Origin of the sequence: Janthinobacterium fluminis, assembly GCF_028595325.1 — a bacterium.
Lineage (GTDB): Bacteria > Pseudomonadota > Gammaproteobacteria > Burkholderiales > Burkholderiaceae_D > Janthinobacterium > Janthinobacterium fluminis.
In genome coordinates, this window is the sequence record NZ_JAQQXR010000011.1 from 13,353 (window position 1) to 36,939 (window position 23,587).

The 23,587-nt window shown below is 66.7% G+C and carries 22 protein-coding genes; 3 read left to right on the plus strand and 19 right to left on the minus strand.

The annotated features are described in order from the left end of the window. Positions 1-124: 124 nt before the first annotated feature. Complete coding sequence (locus OIK44_RS21575; RefSeq protein WP_273673829.1) at positions 125-622, minus strand: winged helix-turn-helix transcriptional regulator; 498 nt, start codon at positions 620-622, stop codon at positions 125-127. Between the two features lie 635 nt (positions 623-1,257). Here OIK44_RS21575 and OIK44_RS21580 point away from each other — a divergent pair. Next, positions 1,258-1,536, plus strand: a complete 279-nt coding sequence (locus tag OIK44_RS21580) for a hypothetical protein (RefSeq protein WP_273673831.1) — start codon at positions 1,258-1,260, stop codon at positions 1,534-1,536. Positions 1,537-1,552: 16 nt separating this feature from the next. On the opposite strand, the gene OIK44_RS21585 is transcribed toward OIK44_RS21580, so the two are convergent. From OIK44_RS21585 to OIK44_RS21600, 4 genes are read right to left on the minus strand one after another with little or no spacing between them, the layout of a single operon-like run. After that, complete coding sequence (locus tag OIK44_RS21585) at positions 1,553-2,557, minus strand: Csu type fimbrial protein (protein ID WP_273673832.1); 1,005 nt, start codon at positions 2,555-2,557, stop codon at positions 1,553-1,555. Beyond that, the gene (locus OIK44_RS21590) at positions 2,554-4,860 is read right to left on the minus strand and encodes a fimbria/pilus outer membrane usher protein (RefSeq protein ID WP_273673834.1); all 2,307 of its coding nucleotides are present in this window, start codon (positions 4,858-4,860) and stop codon (positions 2,554-2,556) included. The genes OIK44_RS21585 and OIK44_RS21590 overlap by 4 nt, the downstream gene beginning before the upstream one ends. After that, positions 4,857-5,585: a fimbrial biogenesis chaperone gene (locus OIK44_RS21595; protein WP_273673835.1), complete on the minus strand. Its 729-nt coding sequence runs from the start codon at positions 5,583-5,585 to the stop codon at positions 4,857-4,859. The genes OIK44_RS21590 and OIK44_RS21595 overlap by 4 nt, the downstream gene beginning before the upstream one ends. A gap of 8 nt (positions 5,586-5,593) precedes the next feature. Next, the gene (locus OIK44_RS21600) at positions 5,594-6,112 is read right to left on the minus strand and encodes a Csu type fimbrial protein (protein ID WP_273673836.1); all 519 of its coding nucleotides are present in this window, start codon (positions 6,110-6,112) and stop codon (positions 5,594-5,596) included. A gap of 213 nt (positions 6,113-6,325) precedes the next feature. Here OIK44_RS21600 and OIK44_RS21605 point away from each other — a divergent pair, with 213 nt between their 5' ends. Continuing rightward, positions 6,326-7,114 carry a response regulator transcription factor gene (locus OIK44_RS21605; protein WP_273673838.1) on the plus strand — a complete coding sequence of 263 codons (789 nt, stop codon included), beginning with the start codon at positions 6,326-6,328 and terminating at the stop codon, positions 7,112-7,114. On the opposite strand, the gene OIK44_RS21610 is transcribed toward OIK44_RS21605, so the two are convergent. Both OIK44_RS21610 and OIK44_RS21615 read right to left on the minus strand, forming a co-directional pair. Next, positions 7,102-9,657 carry a TonB-dependent receptor gene (locus OIK44_RS21610; RefSeq protein ID WP_273673840.1) on the minus strand — a complete coding sequence of 852 codons (2,556 nt, stop codon included), beginning with the start codon at positions 9,655-9,657 and terminating at the stop codon, positions 7,102-7,104. The genes OIK44_RS21605 and OIK44_RS21610 overlap by 13 nt on opposite strands. A 308-nt stretch (positions 9,658-9,965) precedes the next feature. Further along, entirely contained in the window at positions 9,966-10,880 is a 915-nt protein-coding gene (locus tag OIK44_RS21615) for an SAM hydrolase/SAM-dependent halogenase family protein (RefSeq protein WP_273673841.1), read from the minus strand. 115 nt (positions 10,881-10,995) lie between these two features. Between OIK44_RS21615 and OIK44_RS21620 the strand changes: the two genes are divergently transcribed. Next, entirely contained in the window at positions 10,996-11,835 is an 840-nt protein-coding gene (locus OIK44_RS21620) for a substrate-binding periplasmic protein (protein WP_273673843.1), read from the plus strand. 13 nt (positions 11,836-11,848) lie between these two features. Here OIK44_RS21620 and OIK44_RS21625 read toward each other — a convergent pair whose 3' ends face one another. The 12 genes from OIK44_RS21625 to OIK44_RS21680 form a co-directional block, all read right to left on the minus strand. After that, positions 11,849-12,031, minus strand: coding sequence for a hypothetical protein (locus OIK44_RS21625; RefSeq protein WP_273673845.1), 183 nt, complete (start codon positions 12,029-12,031; stop codon positions 11,849-11,851). A 286-nt stretch (positions 12,032-12,317) separates the two neighbouring features. After that, positions 12,318-12,740: a hypothetical protein gene (locus OIK44_RS21630; protein WP_273673847.1), complete on the minus strand. Its 423-nt coding sequence runs from the start codon at positions 12,738-12,740 to the stop codon at positions 12,318-12,320. Between the two features lie 113 nt (positions 12,741-12,853). Next, positions 12,854-13,384 carry a GNAT family N-acetyltransferase gene (locus tag OIK44_RS21635; RefSeq protein WP_273673848.1) on the minus strand — a complete coding sequence of 177 codons (531 nt, stop codon included), beginning with the start codon at positions 13,382-13,384 and terminating at the stop codon, positions 12,854-12,856. A gap of 28 nt (positions 13,385-13,412) precedes the next feature. Beyond that, positions 13,413-14,192 carry an enoyl-CoA hydratase gene (locus OIK44_RS21640; protein ID WP_273673849.1) on the minus strand — a complete coding sequence of 260 codons (780 nt, stop codon included), beginning with the start codon at positions 14,190-14,192 and terminating at the stop codon, positions 13,413-13,415. Positions 14,193-14,264: 72 nt separating this feature from the next. Continuing rightward, complete coding sequence (locus tag OIK44_RS21645; RefSeq protein ID WP_273673850.1) at positions 14,265-15,461, minus strand: acetyl-CoA C-acyltransferase; 1,197 nt, start codon at positions 15,459-15,461, stop codon at positions 14,265-14,267. Positions 15,462-15,524: 63 nt separating this feature from the next. Further along, positions 15,525-16,022: a PaaI family thioesterase gene (locus OIK44_RS21650; RefSeq protein ID WP_273673851.1), complete on the minus strand. Its 498-nt coding sequence runs from the start codon at positions 16,020-16,022 to the stop codon at positions 15,525-15,527. 8 nt (positions 16,023-16,030) lie between these two features. Then, entirely contained in the window at positions 16,031-18,427 is a 2,397-nt protein-coding gene (locus OIK44_RS21655) for a 3-hydroxyacyl-CoA dehydrogenase/enoyl-CoA hydratase family protein (RefSeq protein ID WP_273673852.1), read from the minus strand. A gap of 16 nt (positions 18,428-18,443) precedes the next feature. Further along, positions 18,444-20,234: an acyl-CoA dehydrogenase C-terminal domain-containing protein gene (locus tag OIK44_RS21660; RefSeq protein WP_273673853.1), complete on the minus strand. Its 1,791-nt coding sequence runs from the start codon at positions 20,232-20,234 to the stop codon at positions 18,444-18,446. 70 nt (positions 20,235-20,304) lie between these two features. Beyond that, entirely contained in the window at positions 20,305-20,931 is a 627-nt protein-coding gene (locus tag OIK44_RS21665) for a TetR/AcrR family transcriptional regulator (protein ID WP_273673855.1), read from the minus strand. Positions 20,932-21,127: 196 nt separating this feature from the next. Beyond that, positions 21,128-21,517, minus strand: a complete 390-nt coding sequence (locus OIK44_RS21670) for an RNA-binding S4 domain-containing protein (protein ID WP_273673856.1) — start codon at positions 21,515-21,517, stop codon at positions 21,128-21,130. A 6-nt stretch (positions 21,518-21,523) separates the two neighbouring features. Further along, positions 21,524-22,699, minus strand: a complete 1,176-nt coding sequence (locus OIK44_RS21675; RefSeq protein ID WP_273673857.1) for a phospholipase D-like domain-containing protein — start codon at positions 22,697-22,699, stop codon at positions 21,524-21,526. Positions 22,700-22,708: 9 nt separating this feature from the next. Beyond that, positions 22,709-23,527 carry an endonuclease/exonuclease/phosphatase family protein gene (locus OIK44_RS21680; protein WP_273673859.1) on the minus strand — a complete coding sequence of 273 codons (819 nt, stop codon included), beginning with the start codon at positions 23,525-23,527 and terminating at the stop codon, positions 22,709-22,711. Between the last annotated feature and the right edge of the window lie 60 nt (positions 23,528-23,587).

Below are 23,587 nucleotides of genomic sequence, written 5' to 3' on the forward strand. Positions count from 1 at the left end.
GGCTGATTCCGAAAAGAAAGAATCGACAACAGTAGCAAAAACATATGACCTGCGCGTGACGCAGTTCAGAATGTTTCCTCAGTTATTCCCGGCGCCGCCGCGCCGCCAACCTTGCCCGGCATGCTTACGCGGCGTGGCCCTTTTCCGCCTCGGAGATGATGCGGCGCATGCTGTCGCTGGCGGCCGGCCCCGGCGCGAAGCCATAGTACTCGTCGTTGATCGGCAGCCCCGTCATGGCGTCGACCAGCACCGGGTCGGCCGCCAGGCCGGTGTCGCGGCTGGCGATCACCAGGCTGGCCCCTTCCGGCGCAAAATGCTCGTTGCCCCAGGCGACAAAGGCCAGCAGCACCGGCTTGAACGAGCGCCCCGACTTGGTCAGCACGTAGTCGTAGCGCGGCGGTTTCGAGCAGTACAGCCGGCGCGCCATCAAGCCGCCATCGACCAGGTCGGCCAGGCGCCGCGTCAGGATCGTCGGCGCGATCTTCAGGCTCTTTTCAAATTCATCGAAACGGGTCTTGCCATAGAATGCCTCACGCAAAATCAGGATGCTCCACCACTCGCCGACTTTGCCGAGACTGCGCGCGATCGGGCAAGGCATACTGCCAAAATCCGTATGTTTCATAAGTCCTCCAAGGATCGGATGAAAACGCACCGGCGATGATTTTTCTCTAGGCGCGTACCGCGTAGGTATGAGTCGATTATTAGCCATCTAAAAAATACGCGCTTTTGCATTGAGCGAAAGCGATTTTGAAACACGAGAAAAGTCGAAAAAATATATAAAAAAGACATCATAGCTGACCTCGCTTGAACTTGTCGTGCTATCTAGCACGGCGCAATCCGCCGTCGCCCCGATCCGTAACTATCGAATCGAGAGCCGCGCAAGCGCCCTTTCCCGCCGCCGCATCGCCGGCGCAAATTCCCGTCCAGAAGGGCCGGCGCGCGCCGGTGCCGCAGGCCGCCGCCACGGGCAGGTTTTCCCTATGAAAACCTCACGCCCCGGCGCAGCGCGGCAATAGTGGAAATTGGTGAGAATTGGACGCGACATTCTCACCAAAAATCACCGCCCGCCGCCGCCATTTTTGCGCCCGAATATACGCACATACTCACCATTACTTTATCTCTGTAAAATATGCCTTGCAGCAATAATCAAAATTCCGCGACGCCAGCCCCACACCATGCAGTAGCTCAACTTGCTTGCCCCCCGCGCCGCTTACCCTGACCTGCCGGCCTGCGGCATACTGAAAGACTGTGTTAAAAATGAAACGACTGACGTCCGCCCTGCTGTTTGCCGCCTTGGCCTGTCCCGTGGCGAACTGCGCCGCCGGCAAAACCAGCACCGCCTCGTTTCAGTCCACCTTCACCGTCAACGAAGCGTGCGCGGTCAAGTCGAACGCCGGGCGGCCGCTCGTGCAATGCCAGTACGGCGCCCCGTCGCAGGTGCGCGCCGACGCCGGGCCGGCCGGCCCCGCCGCGACCACCACCACCACCACCATCACCACCACCCCGCGCGCGCAGGTCTGGACCGTCACATTCTGACGGCCGGCGGCGCCGCTCAAAAATACACGGTAGCCGTCACCGTATCCTGGTAATCCCCCGGACGCGGCGCCGCCTGCGCCGGCACCATCCCGTACACCGTCAGCACCTGCGCCGCGCCATTGCCCGTGCCCGAATACAGCGTCGTCGCGGCCGTGCCATCGCCCCACAGCGCGCCATCGAGCGCGGCCGACAGCCGATAGGCGACCTTGTCGCTGCTGCCCGCGCGCTTCATCTGCCTGCCAGCCACATTCGCCGCGACGCTGCCGCCGTTCAGCGCGATCTGGTAGGCGTTGTCGTTGACGCAGCGCACCGACAGCGTGCTGGTGCTGCGCACGGCCCCGCTGAGGATGCTCTGCGTGCCGAAATTCATCGCCGTGGCGCTGATCGTGCAGTCGTTCACCGCCGTCGCCTGCGCCGTAAAGCTGAAACTGGCGCTGCCGCCCGGTGTGCAGGCCGGCTGCACCAGGTTGTAGAACGCATACGTCAGCGTCGCCGCGCCGCTGAAGCTGGATGTGTACACGGTGTCGGCGTTGGCCACCGTCTTCACCGCCGCCAGCGCCGTGCCGGCGGCGATTTTTCCGTACACGGTGAAGGGCTGCGCCAGCGTGCCCCCCGTCACCAGATTCGGCGCCGTCATCGAGAACGAGATCGGCGTCGTCGCCCCGCTCACCCCCGGCCCGCCCCAGATCGACGCGGCCGCGTAGCTGGCGTCGCGGTAGAGGTTGTATTCCATGCGGTTCGCGCCATTGCCCAGCGTGCGCGGATTGGCCGTCAGCGAGTTGCTGCCCAGGCCGGCGTTGAGGCAGACCACCACCTTGGGAAACAACAGGATATACGGCGGCAGCGGCGACAGCAGGCCCCAGGTGCAACTGACGCTGCCGCTGGCCGTGATGGTGACGTCGCTGGCCGTGATCGGGCTGAGCGGGCCGAAACTGACATCCGACAGCGTCGCGCTGCAGGTGTCGGCGGCGTGGCCGGCGCCGCAGCACAGCAGCAGCGCCAGCGGCAGGCGCCGCCTCATCGCCCCGGCTCCGGCGCCGCGCAGCGCAGCGGACCGAGCACCGGCAAGGCGCCGCCCTCGCCGCGGCGGTAGCGGAAGCGCACCTCGCAGGCGGACTCGCCCTCGCCGACCAGCAGGCGGTTCTCGGCGCGCAGATCGTCGACGAAGGCGATGCCGTCGTAACCGAGCAGCGTGCGCGCGCCGCTTTCCACGTGCAGCACCGGCAGGCCGGCCGCCAGCGCCTTGCCGGCGGCGTCGTGGATGACGACGGTGGCGGCGCTGTAGCGTTCGACGGGGAAGCGCGCCAGCACGCCCGACAGCGCTTGCGGCACGATGTTCAGGCGCGTCGTCGGCACGCGCGCGTCGACGGCCAGTTGCTCGGTGTCGATGGCGATCAGATTGTTATTGTGCGCATTCAGGTTCGGCACCAGCAGATGGCCGCTGCGGCCGGTGACGCCGATGCGGCGGTTCTCGTGGATCACCGGCACGTCCGCCACGCCGGCCGTCGACACCAGCGCAAAGCCGCTGCCGACCTGGCGCGCGGCCGACAGCGTGCCGTCCATCAGCACCAGGGCGCCCGCCGCGTTGGCCGAGGAGATGCGCCGGCCGCCGCCGCTGTGCGTGGTGGCGCCGAGCTGGCCGTTGGCGCCCAGGTACTGCAACTGGGCCTGGCGGTATGCGACGCCGCCCAGCGCGCCCGCCTGCAATCCCCAGCCGACGCCGCCGCCGAAGTCCGGCGCCCGCTGCACATAGACGCTGCTGTTGCGCTGGCCGTTCTGCTGGCCGGCGCCGGCGCCGCCAACCAGGCGTTCGCCGAAAGCGAAGCTGAGGGCGGCGGCGACGCCGCGGTTGCGGCGGTTGCCGGCATCCTGGAAGGCGCTGACGCTGAAGAAAGCGCCGCCGCCCACGCTGGCCGAGTAGTACAGCGCGGCGATGCGCGCCGTCGCCGCCGCCGCGCGGTAGCCGATATAACTGAGCCCGACGCTGTGGCCGTCGGCCAGCACCGCGTTCAGCGACAGGCGGTCGCTGGCCGACGCCACGGGGCTGCCGTCGTGCGCCGCCAGGTCGGCGTAACCGCGGCTGGCGCGCAGCGTTTGCGCGTCGACGCTGAAGCGCGGCCCGATGTACTGGTAGCCGACGCCGGCCTGGGCGCCGCCGCCGCGGCCGCCGCTGGCCGCCAGCGAGGCGTTGAGGACGCCGCCCTGGCCCAGCCGCAGCAGGGCGCCGGCGCCGCCGTTGTACAGGCCGCGGGCCAGCTCGACGTGGCCCTCGACGGTCAGCGCGTCGCTGAGGCCGTGGCGCACCGAGGCGCCGGCCGCCGCCGCCGCGTAGCCGAAGGAGCGCGTGCCGTAGTCGCGCCGCAGCGCGCCCAGCTCGAAGGAATAATCGCTCAGCCCCTGGGCCAGCATGCGCGTGTCGACGTACAGCGGCACGGTCGAGGAGACGGCGCGGCCCAGCGCGTCGCGCGTGACCAGCGTGGCCTGGCCGGCGCCGTTGACGCCGGCCACCTGGTTCAGCACGAAGGGGCCGTCCGGCACGCTGGCCGTGTAGTGCTGGACGCCGTTGATGTACAGGCTCAGCGCCGACGGCACCAGCGCCGAGCCGCCCAGCGACGCCTGGGGAAACGTCAGCAGGTCCGGGCGCAGCTCGAAATTTTTGCGCCATTGCAGGCCGCCCAGGCGCACGGCGCGGCTCCACGACAGCGACGAGGCGATCAGGTCGCCCACCTGGAAGGTGCGCAGCGTCCCCACGTCGGCGTGGCGCCAGAAGGTGTCGTAGCGCAGATAGCCCCCCTCGCGGGCGCTGGCGCTGGAACTGAAGACGCCGCGCGCATCGAAATAGCGCAGCTCGTGGAACAGCGCCAGCCGCGTCTGTCCGCCGAATTGCGCGTAGGCGTCGTAATTGAGCACGGCGCCCGGCGTCGCCGTCGCCGGCGGCGCCGGCCGCAGCGTGCGCGCGCTCAGCGCCAGCGGCGTGCGCAGCGCGTCGGCCAGGCGCAGCGCGACGCTCTGCCGGCCGGCGTCGTAGACATAGCTGAGCCCGGGCACGGCGTCGAGTTCCACCTCGGCCTGGCCGGCCAGGCCGAAGCGGGCCGGGTCCAGCCCCAGCCGGCGGAAATTCTCCACGCTGCTGCGCAAGCCCTTGCCGGACTGGGTAAAGCGCAAAATCAAGCCACTCGCCTGCGCGTTCAAGCTCACCTCCAGATACAGTTCATTGTCGGCGGCGGCGGCCTGCGCGGGCGGCGCCGTTTGCGCGCGCGCCGGCGCCGGGCCGGCCCCGGCCAGGCCCAGCCAGAACAACAGCCAGGGGCCGGGGCGCCTCATTCCGCCGCATTGCTGGCAACGAGCGCCTTGGCATTGATGTTCGCCCTGATCGTCAGCGGCCCGCTCAAGTCCGCGTCGCCGGCCACCGGCAGGCGCCACTCGCGCATGCGCGCCGCCAGCACGTAGCCGAACAGGCCCTCGCTGATCGGGAAGTCCTTGCCGGCGCGGTTGGCCACGCTCAGCGCGCCGATCTGCGCGTGCAGCGTGCCGCTGTTCCTCACCCTGAGCATCCAGTCGCCGTCCTTCTTGAAAAAATGCCAGCTCAGCGCCTCCTTGCCGGCGTCGGCCGGCGGCGCGACAAACACCGGCACCGAATAGCGCAGGCGGATGTCGACGCCGCTGCCGGCCGGGCCGTCGTCGCGCGCCAGCTCGTCGATCAGCACGCGGAAGGTGCGCTCGCCGGCCGGCGCCGCCTCGCCGCCGCGCACCAGGCGTATCGTCTGGCGGCCGTTGGCGGCGATCTGCACGATGGGCGGACTGGCCAGCAGCTCGCGGGTGGCCGTCAACACCTCCGCGCCGCCCTGCTGGTCCCAGGCGAACACCCGCACCTGGCCGTAGATCGGCGCCTCGCCCAGGTTGTGCAGATGGATGCCGGCGGCGCCCTGGTCGGCGCGGAAGTTGATGACGACGGGGGAAATCTGCAAATTCGCGGCGCCGGCGCCGGCCGCCCACAGCCAGCCGGCCAGCACGGCGGCACACAACCCGAGGCGACGACGCGGTGGCATCGCCGCGCTTAAAAGTAGACGGTGGCGGTGATCGTCGACTTGTAGGTGTCGGGCACCGGCGTCGCCTGCGCCGGCACCTGGCCGTACACGGTGATGGTCTGGGCCTGGCCGGAGCCGGTGCCGCCGTGCGTGTCGGTGCCCTGGGTGTCGCCCCAGACGGTGGCGCCGGCCGTCTGGAACAGGTTGAACTGCACGGTGGCCGTGTTGCCGCCGGTGCCGCTCATATACCGCGTGGTGCCGACCGAGCCGGCGCCCGTGCCGGGGTTCAGGCCGACGTTGTACGGCGTCGTGTTGGTGCAGGTGACGCTGAGGGTGCTGTTGACGTTGACGGCACTGGCCAGCACGCCCTGGGTCTGGCCGAAGTCCAGCGGCGTGGCGGAAATGACGCAGTTGGCGACGATTTTCAGCGTCACGTCGAAGGTCGTGTTGGCGCTGCCGTTCAGGTAGATGGCCGCCCCCGTCAGGCTGGGCGCCAGCAGGGACAGCGCGGCGAATGCGAGGCGGCTGGGGCGTCTGGCGCGGAACATGGCGGCTCCTGATGGCGGCACGGCGATAGGCAAGGCACGGACATTTCCAGCGATTGATATTGTCTTAAATCAATGCGTACCCCCATTATTATGGATCTGAAAAAAGCCCGCTTTTGCCTGCAGAGAAAGCTATTCGCAATAAAGGGAAAAGCATAAAATAAACCGGAATAAAGGCATAATAAGCAACACATCGTCTTTGTCCTGAGCAAACTCATGCATCCAGCACACGATCCGAGCGAAAAAAGCATCCTCATCGTCGACGACTCGCCGTTCGAGCAGCGCATGCTGGCCGACCTGCTCAGCGACGGCCCCTACCGCACCAGCGTCGCCTTCAGCGGTTTCCAGGGCTACCAACTGGCGCTGGGCACCTGCCCCGACCTGATCCTGCTCGACGTGCGCATGCCGGACATGGACGGCTACGCCGCCTGCCGCCTGCTCAAGGCGAACCCGAAAACCGAGCCCATTCCAGTGATTTTCCTCAGCGGCGCCGACGCCGACGAGGAGCGCGTCATGGGCCTGTCGGTGGGCGCCGTCGACTACGTGTCGAAGCCGTTCACGCCGGCCGAACTGGCCGCGCGCATCCGCGTCCACCTGAACCTGGTGCGCCGCGGCGACGCGCCGCCGGCGTCCGCCGCCGCGCCGGCGCTGGCGCCGGAGGCCGTCTTCGTCAACGCCGTCAAGCGCCTGATCCTCGACAATCTGGCGACGCTGCCCGAGCTGGCCGAGATTGCCCGCAGCGTCGGCACCTACCGGGAAAAGCTGTCGCTGATGTTCCGCGCCCAGACCGGCATGACGGTGTTCGCCTTCATCCGCGAGGCGCGCATCGCCCGCGGCATGGAACTGTTGCGCCAAACCGACATCGACGTGCAGGACATCGCCCTGCTGGTCGGCTACAACAACGCCGGCAACTTCGCCACGGCCTTCCGCAGCCGCGTCGGCGTCACGCCCAGCGCCTACCGCCAGGCGCCGGACGGCCGGGACGCGGCCCCTCAGAACTTGTAGTTCAGCTTGACCGAGGCGAAGCGGCCGCGCGGGTCGGCCTGGGTGTAGTCGAAGAAGTCGGTCGACGAATCCCACGACGGCCGCTTGTCGCCGAGGTTCTGGACGATGAAGCTGACGGTCGCCGCCGGCGTCGCCTTCCACGCGAGGTTGACGTCGATGGTGCTGAAGCCCGCCACCTTCTCCTCCGGACGCTTGCCCTGGGTGTAGCCGCCGACATAGTTCCAGGTCAGCGTGTTGGACCAGGCGCCCAGTTCCCAGGTGGCGCCGCTGACGCCGCGCCATTTCGGGATCGCGCCGAAGTGGTTGGTGCCGGCGCCCTCGGTAGCCGCCTCGCCCAGCGACAGCGGCGCGGCGAAGCGCAGCACGCGGCTGAGTTGGCCGTTCAGCGTCAGGCTGCCCCACTCCTTGCCGACAAAGCGGTGGCGCAGGTCGAGGTCGAAGCCGGACACGCTGCGCTCGCCCTGGTTGCCATACTGCACATACAGCGTGCTGATGCGGCCCTGCGCGTCGCGCGTCACCTTGCCCGGCGAGCGCGCCTCGTTGGCCAGGATCGTCGTGCCGCTTTCCGTGCCGATGACGCCGTGCTGGCGGATGCGGTAGTAGTCGATGCCGACGCTGCTGTCGCTGCTCGGCGCGATGACGAAGCCCAGGTTCAGGTTCTCCGAGCGCTCCGGCCGCAGCGCCGCGTTGGCGCCGGTGATCAAGGTGACGCCGCGCGCCTGCTTCGGCGAAATCGGGTCGAGCTTGTCGACGACGGTGGTGTAGCTGACGGCCGTGCTGTTGGTCACTTCCGGCAGCGACGGGGCGCGGAAGCCGCGCGACACGGTGCCGCGCAACAGCAGCCAGTCGGCCGCCTGGTAGCGCAGCGCGGCCTTCGGCGAGAAGGCGTTGCCGAAGTCGCTGTAATGGTCGGCGCGGCCGGCCAGGTTCAGGCTCAGCTTCTGCGCCACCGGCACATTGAACTCGGCGAACAGGGCCGAGACGTCGCGGCTGCCGTTGATGATGTTCAGCGCCGGGCGCAGTTCGGTGCCCGACAGCACGGCCGTCGAGGTCTGCGAATCCATCTTCTCGCGGCGCCACTGGGCGCCGGCGGCGAAGCCGAGCGGGCCGGCCGGCAAGTCCAGCAAGTCCTTCGACACGGACAGGTCGATGGTGCTCAGCGTCGAGGCGGCCGGGCGCAGCGTCGACAGGCGCAGGCGCTGGCGCACCTGCTCGCTGTTCTTCGACTGGTCGGCGAAGTTGTAGCTGCCGTCCGCCAGCACCTTTTCAAACTCGTAGCGGTTGACGAAATTGTTCACCGTTTCCTCCAGCCGGCTGCCGGAGCGGCCGAAGGACGCGTCCCAATCCCAGCCCGCCAGGTTGCCGCGGGCGCCGGCCAGCAAGCGGTAGAAAGTCACCTTGTCGGACTTCTGGCGCTCGCCCAGGTCGAACAGCGTGGCCGTGAACGGCAGCGGCGCGCCGGTGCTGTTGTTCGGATGGCCCACCGGCAGCACGACCGGGATGGTGTCGAGCGCCTGCCTGGCATTGTTCCAGGCGCGCAGGCTGCTGCTGACCGACAGCGGCGCGGCGAAGGTCTGGTCGGCGCGCGAATAGCTGTGCAGCAATTCCGCATACGCCTCGGTGTCGGCGTTCAGGCGCAAGGTGCCGCGCAGCGAAGAGTGGACCCGCTGTATGCCGGGAATCAGCGTCGTGTACGGCGCCGGATTGTAGGCCAGCACGGTGCCGCTCTTGTCCGGGTCGATGGTGTTGTAGGGCGTCAGGTGCAGCGGCCCCTGGGCGCCGCCGAGCAGGCGGGTCGGATCGCCGCCCGTGAAGTTCGTCACCGGCCAGGACAGCGCGCCGCCGTTCTGGCCGCGGAAGTCGGCCGAGCGCATCCAGCTGACATCGCTTTGCTGCAGCTTGTCGCGCTGCTGCGCGTCGACCGAGAGGACGACGCTGTAGCCGTCGTCCTGCAGGCGGCCGAAACCCGTTTGCAGCGTGGCGCTCTTTTCCCGCTGGCCCGTGCCGCCGGTGGCGCCGCCCAACTGCGCGCTCAGCTCGGTGCCGGCAAACTCCTTATACAGGATGATGTTGACGACGCCGGCCACGGCGTCCGAGCCATAGACGGACGAGGCGCCGTCCTTGAGGATTTCGACGCGCTGCACGGCCGCCATCGGCAGGCTGTTCAGGTCGACAAAGGTTTCCTGCAAATCCTGCGCCGTCGCATAGCTGCTGACGCGCTTGCCGTTGACGAGGATCAGGGTGTTTTTCTGGCCGATGCCGCGCAGCGACAGGCCCGAGGTGCCGGCCGAGAAGCTGCCCGTGTACTGCTCGTTATAGCTGTTGCCGCTGTTGGCGGAAATGGCCCGCAGCACGTCGGCGATGCTGGCCGAGCCGCTGGCCTTCAACTGCTTCGCCGTGATGACCTGGACGGCGCTGGCGCCCTCCTTCTCCGTGACGCGGATATTCGAGCCGGTGACGACGACGCGCTCCAGCGTGTCCGCCACGGCGAACGAGGGGAAGGCGGCGGTGATGGCTAAACTGATGCTGAGTGGTTTGAACATGGTTTCCTCTTGTTGGGATTGCCCCCCTTTTGGATGAAAAGGGGCGTAAGGGGGCCACCCGCCTTGTGGGCCGGGGCGGTCAGTGCTGCAAGTGAGACAGGGTTGCGGGGACTACGCGGCGCGGCGCATGCACTGCGACATGCATTGCATGTAGAGCAGCGGCCGGCGGGGGATGGCAAACGGGGCTAAAGTGAAGCGCAACATAAAATCGATCAGTGGAGGCAGGGAAAGTCCACTATAACCACATGATTTCATTACCGGAACGAATTAAAAATCGCTTGTATATGCAATTTGAATCTAAAGCGGAACTAGCGGGCCGCCTTGCGCAGCTCGACCTGCCAGTCGACGCCGGCGCCGATGCGGTGGCGCGCGGCGAAACTGCCCTGGTTCACGGCGACGGCGACGTCGAGCATGCTGTTCAGATAGACCAGCGGCCGGCCCCTGGCGACGGCGCCGAAGCTGTGCTGGAACGGCGCCACCACCCTGGCCACCTGGCGGCCCCGGTGCAGTATGCGCACCTCCAGCCGGTCGCCGGCGGCCACCTGCAATTCGTCCAGCAGGGCCTTGGGAATGCTCGTCCACACATTGCCGTACTTCTCGTCGAGCACCGGGATGATGCCGCGCAGCACGGCGCCGGTCCGCGACGGTTTCTGGTAGGCGATGCGCACGACGGCGTCGGACGGCAGCGCCGGCCCCACCTCGTCGTAGCGGATCGCCCCCGAGGCCAGGCGCGCGCCGACATAGGCAAAGATGTCGCGGCCGTGGAAGGTGTGCGAGTCGGCCGAACCGGCCAGGCGCTGGCGCGCCGTGTCGATTTCGCGCAGCTCGGCGACGCCGTCGCGCTCGGCGATCAGCGTGAACAGGCCGTTGTCGGGGCCGACGAAGTAGCGCCCGGCGCGCGTCTTCAGCACCACCGGCTTGCGGCTGGTGCCGACGCCGGGGTCGACGACGGCGACGAAGACGCTGCCCTCCGGCCAGTAGTTGGCCGTCTGGTACAGGCGGTAGGCGCCTAGCCAGATGTCGTACTCGGGGATCTGGTGCGTCAGGTCGGCCACCCGCAAGGCCGGGTCGACGCCGTAGGCGACACCGTGCATGGCCGAGACGGCGCCGTCGGCGGTGCCGAAGTCGCTCAGCAGCACCAGCGCCGCGCCGGCGTGGGCGCGCATGGACAGCAGCGCGCCGAGCAGCGCCACGATGAGACAACGGAGCAGTCGGCAGCGCATCGGAGCACACCTCGATTTGAATGAGTGGAAAACCGCCATGTTCGTTACACGGCGCCGGTAACTATCTGTTCGATATGCATTGAAAGCCGGCGCGGATAAAGAGTATCATCGTTTCATGGCCGGCAGTATAGTGGCCAGGCAATACGGCTCCATCGCCGTCACCTTGAACACTTCCGGCACGAAAGGAACCGATATGCGCGCGCGCCATTTTCTTCTCGCATTGGCGCTCCCAGCGATCAGCGTGCCGGCCCTCCCCTGCAACCTGAAGCTGGCGTTCGAGCATTGGCCGCCGTATGTCTACCGCGACGCCCAGGCCCGTCCGACCGGCCTGGACTTCGAGCTGGTCGCCGCCATCCTCAAGGAAGCTCGCTGCACCCTCGTGGTCGAAAAAGAATTGCCGGCGGCGCGGCGCCAGATGCTGTTCCAGCAAGGCGAGCTCGACCTGATGCTGGCCGCCTCCGAAACCAAGGACAGGCAAGCCTACGCCCGCTTCAGCGTCGCCTACCGGCACGAATCGGTCGGCCTGTTCACGATGTCGGCGAAACTGGCCAAATACCGCCACCTCGACACCTTCGCCGCGATCCAGCAAGCGCACGTGCCCCTGCTGGCGCCGCGCGTCGGCTGGTACGGGCGCGACTACGCGCGGGCCATGCCGGGCCTGGAAGCGAGCGGCAGCCTGAACACCTTCGGCAGTTTCCGCCAGGGCATCCGCATGCTCGACGCCGAACGCGCCGAGCTGATCCTCGGCGACTCGGCGGCGCTGCGCTACGAGGCGAAGCGGCAGGGGCTGGCCATCGCCGCCCTGCCCTTCGTCGTGCTGCGCGCGCCCGTGCACCTGATGCTCAACGCCAGCAGCACCAGCCAGGCCGAGCTCGACGACATCAACGCCGCCATCGCCCGCCTGGAAAAGCGCGGCACCCTGCCCGCCATCCGCGCCCGCTACGGCGAACACTGAGGCGCGGCGCGCCTCAGGAATCCTCCTCGCGGCCGGTTTTACGGCCCGACAGCAGCAGATGCAGGCTGTGTTTTTCCGCGCGCCGCGCGCGCCGCGCCGGCTGCTCGCCCTCATGCGAGCCGGCCCGGCGCAAGCGGCCCGCCAGCGCCAGCCGGTTGCGCGGCTTGGCTACGGGGATCTTGATTTTAATCGACATAACCATCTCCTATGCTTTGTCATGCCGGGGCTGGCGGCGCGCTGCGGCGCGCCCAAAAAAACAAAAACCCCGGCGAGTTTCCTCACCGGGGTTCAAGAATGGAACGACCGGCTCGGGATCGGCAACAATGGCCGACGACCCCGGGCAGGCATGCCCGAGGCTAGTTGTGATGCGCTTGACTGCTAGCCTTACCTGACATGCTCGGTCCTTTCATTAAATTGGGTTAATCAAGAGGCGCAATTCTGCGGCAATTCGCCGCCCGCGTCAAACGCTTCCCGCGCGCGCCTCAGCGCCCGGGAAAATGCAGCACTTGCGCCGCCAGCAGGAAGTAGATCAGGCCGGACCAGATCACGGCGCCGGCGACGGCGTACATGGCCAGTTGCCGCGGCTTGGCGCCCAAGGCCACGCCGCACACGCAGGTCAGCAGGGGGCCGAGCACGAGCGGCGCCATCAGGCCCAGGCCAGCCGTGCCGAATTTATCCATGTGCTTTTTTGTTCTGCCGCCGAAGAAGCTGGCGGAGCCGAATCTCGCCGCCAAGCGCAGTTGGGCTTTGCTGGCGCAGAAAATGGTGAGCAGGGCGCCGACGGATGAGGTGGTGGCGATCAGGAAGAAGGCCGCGAGCGGATCGATCTTTAACGCCAGGGTGGCGGGAACGGCCAGCCACAGATCAACGGCGGCCAGCAAAGCGACAAGCAGATAAGCGGACATCACGACCCATTTCGAGAAAAGGAGGAGGAAGCATGGATATGGGTGGCATATGACAAAATAACAATGCCTCGTGGAAATTTATTTTCCGCGCGCCGCCTCGCGGCAATGGCAGCCTATGGGAAGAGCGCAAAGACGGAGGCGGCGACGGGCTGGCCGTCGACCAGCAGGCGGTTCCGCGCCAGGCATTCGAAGTGGCCGCCGGCCTTGCGCGCCACGGCATCGCTGGGCGCGTTGCCCTGGGCGACGACGATCTCGATGCGGGTCAGCGCCAGTTCGGCGAAACCGAATGCGGCCAGCGCCTGCACGGCGCGCGTGGCGACGCCGCGCCGCTGGCGCGACTGGCGCACCCAGTAACCGAGGTTGCAGAAATTGTGCTGCCGGTTGATCTGGTTCAAGCCGGCGCCGCCCAGCAGTTCGCCGCCGTCGGCGCTGAAGACGCCGAACTCGTGGGCGGCGCCGCTGGCGCGCTCGCGCGCGCAGAACGCGAACCAGTCGAGGGCGTCGGCAAGCGTGTAGCCGTCGTGGCACCACGGCATCCAGCGGCCCACCGTGGCAACGGACTCGCGCACGGCGGCCGCGAACGCCGCCGCGTCGCCCTCTTCATACGGGCGCAGGCATAGTTCGCGGGACGAGAGTGGCGTCACGAAGGCTCCCTGTCTTGCCGCAAGGCGCTCAGGCGAACTTGCTGAAGTCCGGCTTGCGCTTCTCGAAGAAGGCGGTGAAGGCTTCCTTCGCCTCCGGCGCCAGCAGCATCGCGCCGAACAGCTTGTTTTCCTCGGCCATGGTGCTGACGATGGGCGCGGCGCGGCTGCTCTTCATCAATTGCTTGGTGGTGCGGATGGACGCGGCCGGCAGCGCCACCAGCTTGGCGGCCTGGCGCCGGGCGAACGGCAGCAGCTCGTCGAGCGGCAGCACCTTCGACACCAGGCCCATGTCCAGCGCCTCCTGGGCCGGGAAAGCTTCGCCCAGCATCAGTTTTTCCGCCGCGCGCGGGTAGCCGGCCAGTTGCGTCAAGAGCAGGCTGGAGGCGAACTCCGGGCACAGGCCCAGTTGCGCGAAGGGCATGGAGAACTTGGCGTTATCGGCCGCGTAGACGAGGTCGCAATGCATCAGCAGCGTCGTGCCGATGCCGACGGCGGCGCCGGAGACGGCCGCCACCACCGGCTTGCTGGCGCCGTTGAGGGCGCGCATGAAGCGGAACACGGGGCGCTCCTCGAACACTTCGCCGGCAACCGGCTTGGCGCCCTTCATGAAGTCGTCCAGGTCGTTGCCGGCCGTGAAGATCTCCGGCTTGCCGACGATCAGGATGGCGCGCACGGCGGCGTCTTGCTCGCCGTCGTTGAGGGCGTCGGCCATCGCCTGGTACATCAGCGAGGTGATCGCGTTCTTGCGCTCCGGGCGGTTGAATTCTATCGTCAGGATGCCGTCGGCCTTGCTGCACAAAATATCCATGCTGTCTCCAAATGTAAAGAAGGGCGCCCAGGAATTCCTGTCGCGCCCTTTGATGTTGATTTTAACCCAATATTACATGCGCTCGAAAATCCCCGCGGCGCCCATGCCGGCGCCGACGCACATGGTGACCATGCCGTACTTCAGGTTGTTGCGGCGCAGCGCGTGGATCGTCGTCGCGGCGCGGATGGCGCCGGTCGCGCCCAGCGGGTGGCCGAGGGCGATCGCGCCGCCCATCGGGTTCACTTTCGCCGGGTCCAGGCCCAGGTCGCCGATGACGGCCAGCGCCTGCGCGGCGAACGCCTCGTTCAGCTCGATCCAGTCCAGCTGGTCCTGGGTGATGCCGGCCGCCTTGCAGGCTTCCGGAATCGCCACTTTCGGGCCGATGCCCATGATTTCCGGCGGCACGCCGCGCACGGCGAACGAGGAGAATTTCGCCAGCGGGGTCAGGTTGTGCTCGCGCAGGAATTTTTCGCTGACGATCAGCAGCGCGCCTGCGCCGTCCGACATCTGCGAGCTGTTGGCGGCCGTGACGGAGCCCTTGGCGGCGAACACCGGCTTGAGTTTCGCCAGCGATTCGAGGCTCGAATCGGCGCGCGCGCCCTCGTCGGTGTCGACGGTGCGGGTCTTGACGTCGACCTGGCCGGTGGCCAGGTTGGGCGTGCGGGTGATGATCTCGACCGGCGTGGTTTCATCCTTGAAGAAACCGGCCTGCTGCGCGGCGATGGCGCGGCGGTGCGATTCGACGGCGAAGGCGTCCTGCGCCTCGCGCGAGATTTTCCACTGGGTCGCCACTTTTTCCGCGGTCAGGCCCATGCCGTAGGCCATGCCGACGTTTTCGTCGCTGAACATGTTCAGGTTCATCGACGGGTGGTGGCCCATCATCGGCACCATCGACATCGACTCGATGCCGCCGGCGATCATGGCGTCGCACTCGCCGACGCGGATGCGGTCGGCGGCCATGGCGATGGCGGTGATGCCGGACGCGCAGTAGCGGTTGACGGTGACGCCGCCTATGGTTTTCGGCAGGCCGGCCAGCAGCACCGCGTTACGCGCGATGTTGAAGCCCTGCTCCGCTTCCGGGAACGAGCAGCCGATGATGGCGTCGCTGATCAGCGCCGGGTCCAGGCCGGGCGCCTGCGCCAGCGCCGATTGCAGCACGCGCACCAGCAGGTCGTCCGGACGGGTGTTCTTGAACATGCCGCGCGGCGCCTTGCCGATCGGGGTGCGGGTTGCTGAGACGATGTATGCGTCTTGAAGTTGTTTGCTCATTTTGTTCTTTCAAAAATTTTTGATCGAAGTTCTGTCGAAGTTCTGAAAACCTGGAAACCAGCCTTAGCGCTTTTCCGATAAATACCAGTCGACCTGCACCTGCGCCGCCAGCGTGCCGGCCGCGTCGAAAATGTCGACCTCGACCGGGAACGCCACCTTGCCGTCCGCCTTCAGTTGCGCCTTCAGCGCGGCCAGGTCGCCCGGCACCCGGCCGACGGCGCGCGTGGCGCCCTTGGCCACCTTCTGGTACTGGATGCGCGACTCCTTCGCGACCGGGCGCAGGCCGAGGATCAGGTCGGCGAAGCCGCCCGCCATCGCCGCGCCGGAGGCCGTTTCGGCCAGCGTGAACAGCGCCCCGGCGTGCTGCGTGCCCAGGTGGTTGTTGAGCTTCGGGTCCGCCGGCATCGACACCGCGGAGGTGCCGGCGCCGATCTCGTCTATCGATATCCCCAGCAGGCGCACGAAGGGCAAGGTGTCCATCATTTGCTGCTTGATTCTCTGGTACACCATGCTCGGCCTCACGCGCAGTAATACTTTAAATGCCAGGGTCAGGATAGACATGGACCCGCTTAGTTGCGCACCGGCTTGCCGGTTTGCATCATGCCCATGATACGTTCCTGGGATTTCGGATGGTTCAGCAGCTCCAGGAAGGCTTTACGCTCCATGTCGAGGAACCACTGTTCGCTGACCAGGCTGCCCTGGTCGACGTCGCCGCCCGAAACGATCTCGGCGATCATCTCGCCCAGCTTGAAGTCGTGCGCGGAGATGAAGCCGCCGTCGCGCATATTGACCAGCTGCGCCTTGATCGTGCCCCAGCCGTAGCGGCCCGTGACCGGCACCAGCGTCGCCAGCGGCGGACGGAAGCCGGCGTCGAACATGGCGCGCGCCTCCACCTTGGCGACGTGCAGCAACTCGTAAGGGTTGAAGACGATGACGTCGGAAGCCGACAGATAACCCATCTTCTTGGCTTCCAGGGCCGATTTCGACACGTTCGCGGTGGCCGCGTTGGTGAAGCCGGTTTTCAGGAATTGCAGGATGTCCGTGCCCTGGGCTTCCTTGGCCGCGCGCACCGCCGCTTCCTTCAGGCCGCCGCCGGCCGGGATCAGGCCGACGCCCACTTCGACCAGGCCGATGTAGGATTCGATCGAGGCGACGCGCTTGGAGGCGTGCAGCGCCAGCTCGCAGCCGCCGCCCAGGGCCAGGCCGGCAACGGCGGCCACCACGGGCACGTTCGAGTATTTCATCGCCATGAAGGTGTCTTGCAACAGCTTGATGCCCGGCTCCATCGCCTTGGCGCCGCCTTGCATGAACAGCGGCAGGGCCGCCTGCAGGTCGGCGCCGGCCGAGAACGCGCCGCCTTCGGCCGCGTCGGCGTTCCAGATCACCAGGCCCTTGAAGTTCTTCTCGGCTTCGGCCAGGGCCATTTTCAGGCCGTTGATGACGCCTTCGCCGATCACGTGCATCTTGGTTTTCAGCGAGATCACCAGCACCTCGTCGTCGCAGTGCCACAGGCGTACCGACTCGTCCTCGAAGACGGTGGTGCCGGCGCTCTTGCCGTCGATGGCGCCGCTGCCGAACACCGGCGCGCGGAATGGCTGGCGCTCATACACGGCCAGCGAGGAGCGCGGCACGAAACTGTTCGACACGGCGGAGTAGGAGCCGGCCGGCGTGTGCACGCCTTTTTCGGCGACCGCGCCCTCGAACACCCAGGCCGGCAACGGCGCGTCGCACAGCGCCTGGCCGGCCGCGATGTCTTCGTTGATCCAGGTGGCGATCTGGCTCCAGCCCGACGCCTGCCAGGTCTCGAACGGACCGACGTTCCAGCCGAAGCCCCAGCGCATGGCGAAATCGATGTCGCGGGCGTTGTCGGCAACGGTGTCCAGATGCACGGCGATGTAGTGGAAAATGTCGCGGAAGATCGCCCACAGGAACTGGCCCTGTGGATTGGTCGATTCGCGCAGCGCCTTCATTTTCTTGACCGGATCCTTTTCCTTCAGGATGCGGGCGATGATGTCGGCGGCCTTGCCGCCGCCGGCCACGTATTGGCCGGTGGCGAAGTCCAGGCGCTGGATTTCCTTGCCGACTTTTTTGTAGAAGCCGGCGCCGGACTTCTGGCCCAGGGCGCCCGCTTCGACCAGCTTGGCCAGCACGGCCGGGGTCTGGTAGGCGGCGAAGAAGGGATCGTCGGCCAGATTGTCCTGCATGGTCTTGATCACATGGCCCATCGTGTCCAGGCCGACCACGTCCGCCGTGCGGAAGGTGCCGGACTTGGCGCGGCCCAGCTTGGCGCCGGTCAGGTCGTCGACGACGTCGCAGGACAGGCCGAATTTCTCCGCTTCGTGGATGGTGGCCAGCATGCCGAACACGCCGACGCGGTTGGCGATGAAGTTGGGCGTGTCCTTGGCGCGCACGACGCCCTTGCCCAGCGTGGTGGTGAGGAACGCTTCCAGCTGGTCGAGGATTTCCGGCTTGGTGGCGGCGGTCGGGATCAATTCCACCAGGTGCATATAGCGCGGCGGGTTGAAGAAGTGCACGCCGCAGTAGCGCTGCTTGAGCGCCGCGTCGAAGCCGTCGGCCAGCTTGTTGATCGACAGGCCCGAGGTGTTCGAGGCGAAGATCGCGTTCGGCGCGATGTGCGGCGCGACCTTCTGGTACAGGTCGTGCTTCCAGTCCATGCGCTCGGCGATGGCTTCGATGATCAGGTCGCAACCGGCCAGCAGGTCCAGATTGTCTTCGTAGTTGGCCACCTGGATCAGGGCCGCGTCGTCCTTGTTGCCGAGCGGCGCGGGGCTGAGTTTCTTCAGGTTGTCGATGGCGCGCAGCACGATGCCGTTCTTCGCGCCTTCCTTGGCCGGCAGGTCGAACAGCACCACCGGCACTTTGGCGTTGATGCAATGGGCGGCGATCTGCGCGCCCATCACGCCGGCGCCGAGGACGGCAACTTTTTTAACGATGAAATTGGTCATAATAATCCTCTATCCCTTAGAACAAGTCGGCGTCGAGCGCCATCAGGCTGGCCGAACCGGAGCGCGCCTGACGGATCAGGGTGGCGGTTTCCGGTTGCAGGCGGGCGAAGTAGAAGCGCGCCGTGGCCAGTTTCGCTTTGTAGAAATTGTCGCCCGAAGCTTCCTTTTCCAGCGCGATCTTCGCCATTTGCGCGAAGAAGTAGCTGTAGATCAGGTGGCCGACGACGCGCAGGTAAGGTACCGCCGCCGCGCCGACTTCGTCCGGGTTCTGGAATGCCTTCATACCGATTTCCATGGTCAGCTTGGACACTTTCGCGCCCAGGTCGCCCAGCGGCGTGACGAATTCGCTCATCGCCTCGTCGGTGCCGTTTTCTTCAACAAACGCCTGGATCTTCGCGCCGAACTTGCGCAGCTTGGCGCCGTTGTCCATCAACACCTTGCGGCCCAGCAGGTCGAGCGACTGGATCGTGTTGGTGCCTTCGTAGATCAGGTTGATGCGGGCGTCGCGCACATACTGCTCCATGCCCCATTCCGCGATGTAGCCGTGGCCGCCGAACACCTGCATCGCCTCCGACGTGGCGATCCAGCCGTTGTCGGTGATGAAAGCCTTGATGACCGGGGTCAGCAGCGCCACCTCGTCGGCCGCCTCCTTGCGCACCTCCTCGTCCGGGTGGTGCAGTTCGCGGTCGATCTGCAGGGCGGCGTAGGAGGTGAAGGCGCGCGCGCCCTCGGCGTAGGCCTTGGCCGTCAACAGCATGCGGCGCACGTCCGGATGCACGATGATCGGGTCGGCGGCTTTTTCCGGCGCCTTCACGCCCGACAGGCTGCGCATCTGGATGCGGTCCTTGGCATAGGCCAGGGCGTTCTGGTAAGCCACTTCGGTCAGGCCCAGCGACTGCATGCCGACGCCCAGGCGGGCCGCGTTCATGAAGACGAACATCGCGTTCAAGCCCTTGTTCGGCTGGCCGATGATCCAGCCCTTGGCGCCGTCCAGGTTCATCTGGCAGGTCGAGTTGCCGTGGATGCCCATTTTTTCTTCGATCGCGCCGCAGCTGATCGGGTTGCGCGCGCCGACGCTGCCGTCCGCGTTCGGCAGGAACTTCGGCACCAGGAACAGGGAAATGCCCTTCGAGCCTTCCGGCGCGTCCGGCACGCGGGCCAGCACCAGGTGCAAGATATTTTCCGACATGTCGTGCTCGCCGGCCGAGATGAAGATCTTGCTGCCGGTGATCAGCCAGGAACCGTCGGCCTGCGGCAGCGCCTTCGAGCGCAGCATGCCCAGGTCGGTGCCGCAGTGCGATTCGGTCAGGCACATCGTGCCGGTCCATTCGCCCGACACCAGCTTCGGCAGGTAGAGTTGCTTCTGTTCGTCGGTGCCGTGCTCCAGCAGGCACTCATAGGCGCCGTGCGACAGGCCGGGGTACATCGACCAAGCCTGGTTCGAGGAGTTCAGCATTTCGTAGAAGGAATTGTTGAGCACCAGGGGCAAGCCCTGGCCGCCGTATTCCGGGGCGCACGACAGCGCCGCCCAGCCGCCCTCGACATACTGCTTGTAGGCTTCCTTGAAGCCCTTCGGCGTCGTCACGGCGTGCGTCGTCTTGTCGTGGTGGCAGCCTTCGCGGTCGCCGGAGTGGTTCAGCGGGAACAGCACCTCGGACGTGAATTTGCCGCCCTCTTCCAGCACCTGGTTGATGATGTCGGCGTCGACCTCGGCGTAGTGCGGCATTTGCTTCAACTCTTGCTCAACCTGCAGGAATTCATGCAGCACGAATTGCATATCCCGGATTGGCGCGACGTATTGACCCATGTTTTTTCTCCTGGCGGCTAATTAGCTCTAAATGTGGTTCTGGTGTTGCGCGCCGGCGGCGCGCAACGGCTTACGAAGTCTGTGGTGCAGCCGCCGGCACGCGCGGCTGCGGATTCTGGTAATTCTCGATGAGGCGCTCAAAGCCCAGCCTGGCCCGGTCGACGCTGCCGGGGATGCGCAGGAAGCGCGCATCGTGGTGCAAGCCCAGGATCAGGCCGTACATCTCGTACACCAGCTGCTGCGGGTCCGTGTCCGGCTTCAAATCGCCCGTCTCGACCGACTGCTCGACACAGCGCAACAAGGCGCCCTGCCAGGCCCGCACCATCGACACCAGCTCCTCGCGGATCGGCCCCGGCCGGTCGTCGTACTCGACCGCGCCGCTGATATAAATGCAGCCGGAGGCGATTTCGACGCTGACGCGCTTGATCCAGCGGGCAAACATCGACTTCAGGCGTTCCAGCCCGCGCGGCTCCTTCATGCTCGGAAAAAACACTTCCTGCTCGAAGCGATGGTGGTACAGCTTCAGCACTTCCATCTGCAAGTCTTCGCGCGAACCGAAATGCGCAAACACCCCCGACTTGCTCATGTTCATCCTGTCGGCGAGCAAGCCGATGGTCAGGCCCTCCAGGCCGTCGCGGCTGGACAGGTCCAGGGCGACGTCGAGGATGGCCGCGCGGGTCAGTTCCCCCTTGCGCATGAATTTAATTGATGTATTGATGATATTTCCGTTCAAAGCTGAGTTTCTAGTCCAGAGGAAGAAGACGTCCGCAACGATATGAACCCGCTTCGTGTGAAAAGAATTCCGAACGCTCGTACTATTATCCACCGGGGCATAAAAGTCAAACGGGAACATTAGAGGCGGCGTTCTATTGCTGCGGCGCAGCATTTCCCCGCTATTGCTGCGTGTCGCCGCCGACCCGGCTCAACTGGCGCCGCTCGCGCTTGCTCGGCCTGCCCTTGATGGCGGCGCCCGGCTCGCTGTACAGCTTGCGCTGCTCGGCCGCGGCGGCGCGGCGGGCCACGCTGGCCGGCGTTTCCCCGTACAGCAGGCGCGCCACGCTGGCGCCGCCGCGCTGCTCCGACAAGCCGCGCACCCGCAGCTCCCAGCTGTCGGCGCCGTTGTCGACGAGCAGCTCGTCGCCCAGGCGCACCGGGCGGGCCGGCTTGACGCGCTCGCCGGCGACCCGCACCTTGCCCTTCTCGACGGCGTCCGCGGCCAGCGAACGGGTCTTGAAAAAGCGCGCGGCCCACAGCCATTTATCGATTCTTACCGTCTCTGTCATGGTTCCCTAAGCGTATTTGCCGATGGCGAAGACGCGCATCGCCAGTTTGTACAAGACGAAGGCGGCCTCGTAGCCGAGGCGGCGGAACCGCCCGACGTGGGCGAAATCGTCCTGGTGGACGACGACGCCGTCGGCGATGGCCCGCTCTATGTGGCCGCGCAAGTGCCGGGAGAAGGCGGCGTCCTTGATGACGACGTTCGCCTCCTGGTTGAGGAACAGGCTCAGGCCGTCGACATTGCTCGACCCCACCGTGGCCCAGTCGTCGTCGACGACGGCGACCTTGGCGTGCAACTGGGTCTTGCGGTATTCGACGAGCTTGACGCCGGCCTCCAGCAGCTTCGGATAGAAGGAGTGGGCGACGGCGTCCTGCAGCCAGATTTCGCCGACGCCGATCAACAGCACCACCTCGACGCCGCGGCGGGCGGCCGACGCCAGCGCCTCGCGGAACTTGCGCCCGGGCGCGAAATACGGATTGGCCAGCAGCACGCTGTTTTTCGCCCGGCCCAGCGCCTGCAGATAGGCGCGCTGGATGGTGCGGCGGTTGCGCAGGTTGTCGCGCACGACGAAGCCGGCCTTGACGACGTTGCGGGCCTGGTCCAGGGCCTGCTCCTTGTTGACGGCGCGCATTTCGCGGTACAGGTGCAGGCGCTTGAACAGGCCCAGCTTGCCCAGCCGCGCCCACTGCGCCTGGGCCTCCTGGTGGATGGCCGCCACCAGCGGGCCGCGCACCGCCACGGCGAAGTCCCAGCGCGGCGCGGCCAGGCGGATGCTGCGGTCATGGTCGCAATACATATCGTCGTTGATGTTAATGCCGCCGACCAGCGCCAGCTGGCGGTCGACGACGCAGATTTTGCGGTGGGTGCGCGTGACGCCGCGGCGGAACCAGGGGTTGAAGATGCGGTGCTGGACCTGCGCCGCCTCCAGCTCGGCGTGCATGCGCCGCACGCGCGCATTGCCGGTGCCGAACCAGTCGGTGATCATGCAGACGACGACGCCGCGGGCGGCGGCGCGCATCAGCGCCGCCTGCACGGCCGCGCCGGTGTCGTCGTCGGCGAAGATATAGGTTTCAAAATAGATGTCGAAGCGGGCGGCGTCGATGGCGCCTATCAGGGCGGGGAAATAATCGGTGCCGCTGTGCAGCAGGGTGATGTCGTTGTCGGCGATATAGGTAACTGAGCGCATGGACTCAGTCTACGCCAGTTTCAGGGTGGCGACGATGGGCGCGTGGTCCGACAGGCGCGCCCACAGCGTGCCGTGCATCACCTGCGCCGTCTCGACCTCGAAGCCGCGCACATAGATGCGGTCGAGGCGGAAGCAGGGCAAGGCGGCCGGGAAGGTGCGCGCCGGCGCCGGCGCCGGGCGCGCCTGGCGGCGCGCCAACTGGCGCACCAGATCGCCCAGCGCCGAGTTCGAGGCGCGCTGGTCGAACACTTCGCTGACGCCGAGGGCGTCGCGCAGCTTGCCGCCGAGGCTGTTGCGCCAGTCGTTGAAGTCGCCGGCGATGATGACGGGCTCGCCGTGCGGCGCCGACGCCATCACGGCCTCGATCAGGGCCGCCGTCTGGCGCCCGCGGCCCGCCTCGAACAGCCCCAGGTGGACGACGTAGCAATGGACGTCGGCGGCCGGGGTGTTCAGCACGCAATGCAGGATGCCGCGCTGCTCGAAGGCGTGGTCGGAGACGTCGTGGTTGCGCGTGGCGCCGATGGGAAAGGCGCTCAGCAGCGCGTTGCCGTGGTGGCCGTGGTCGTACACGGCGTTCATGCCGTAGGCCGAGTGGTGCGAGGCGCCGGCGAAGAATTCGTGCTGGGCCGTGTCCGGCCAGTGCCTGTGGCCGTGGCTGGCGGCGCCGTACTGGGCGGCGTGGCGGTCGTGGCGGCCCTGCACCTCTTGCAAAAAGACAACTTCGGCGTCGAACAAGCCGATCGCCTGCTTCAAGGCATGCACGCGGGGTTGGCCGCGCACCGAGGAAACGCCTTTGTGGATGTTGTAAGTTGCTACGCGGATCTTCATGGGATGATTTTACCCCCATCGCCGCCCTTTCCGGCGCAAACGATGATGCTTTGGCGAATC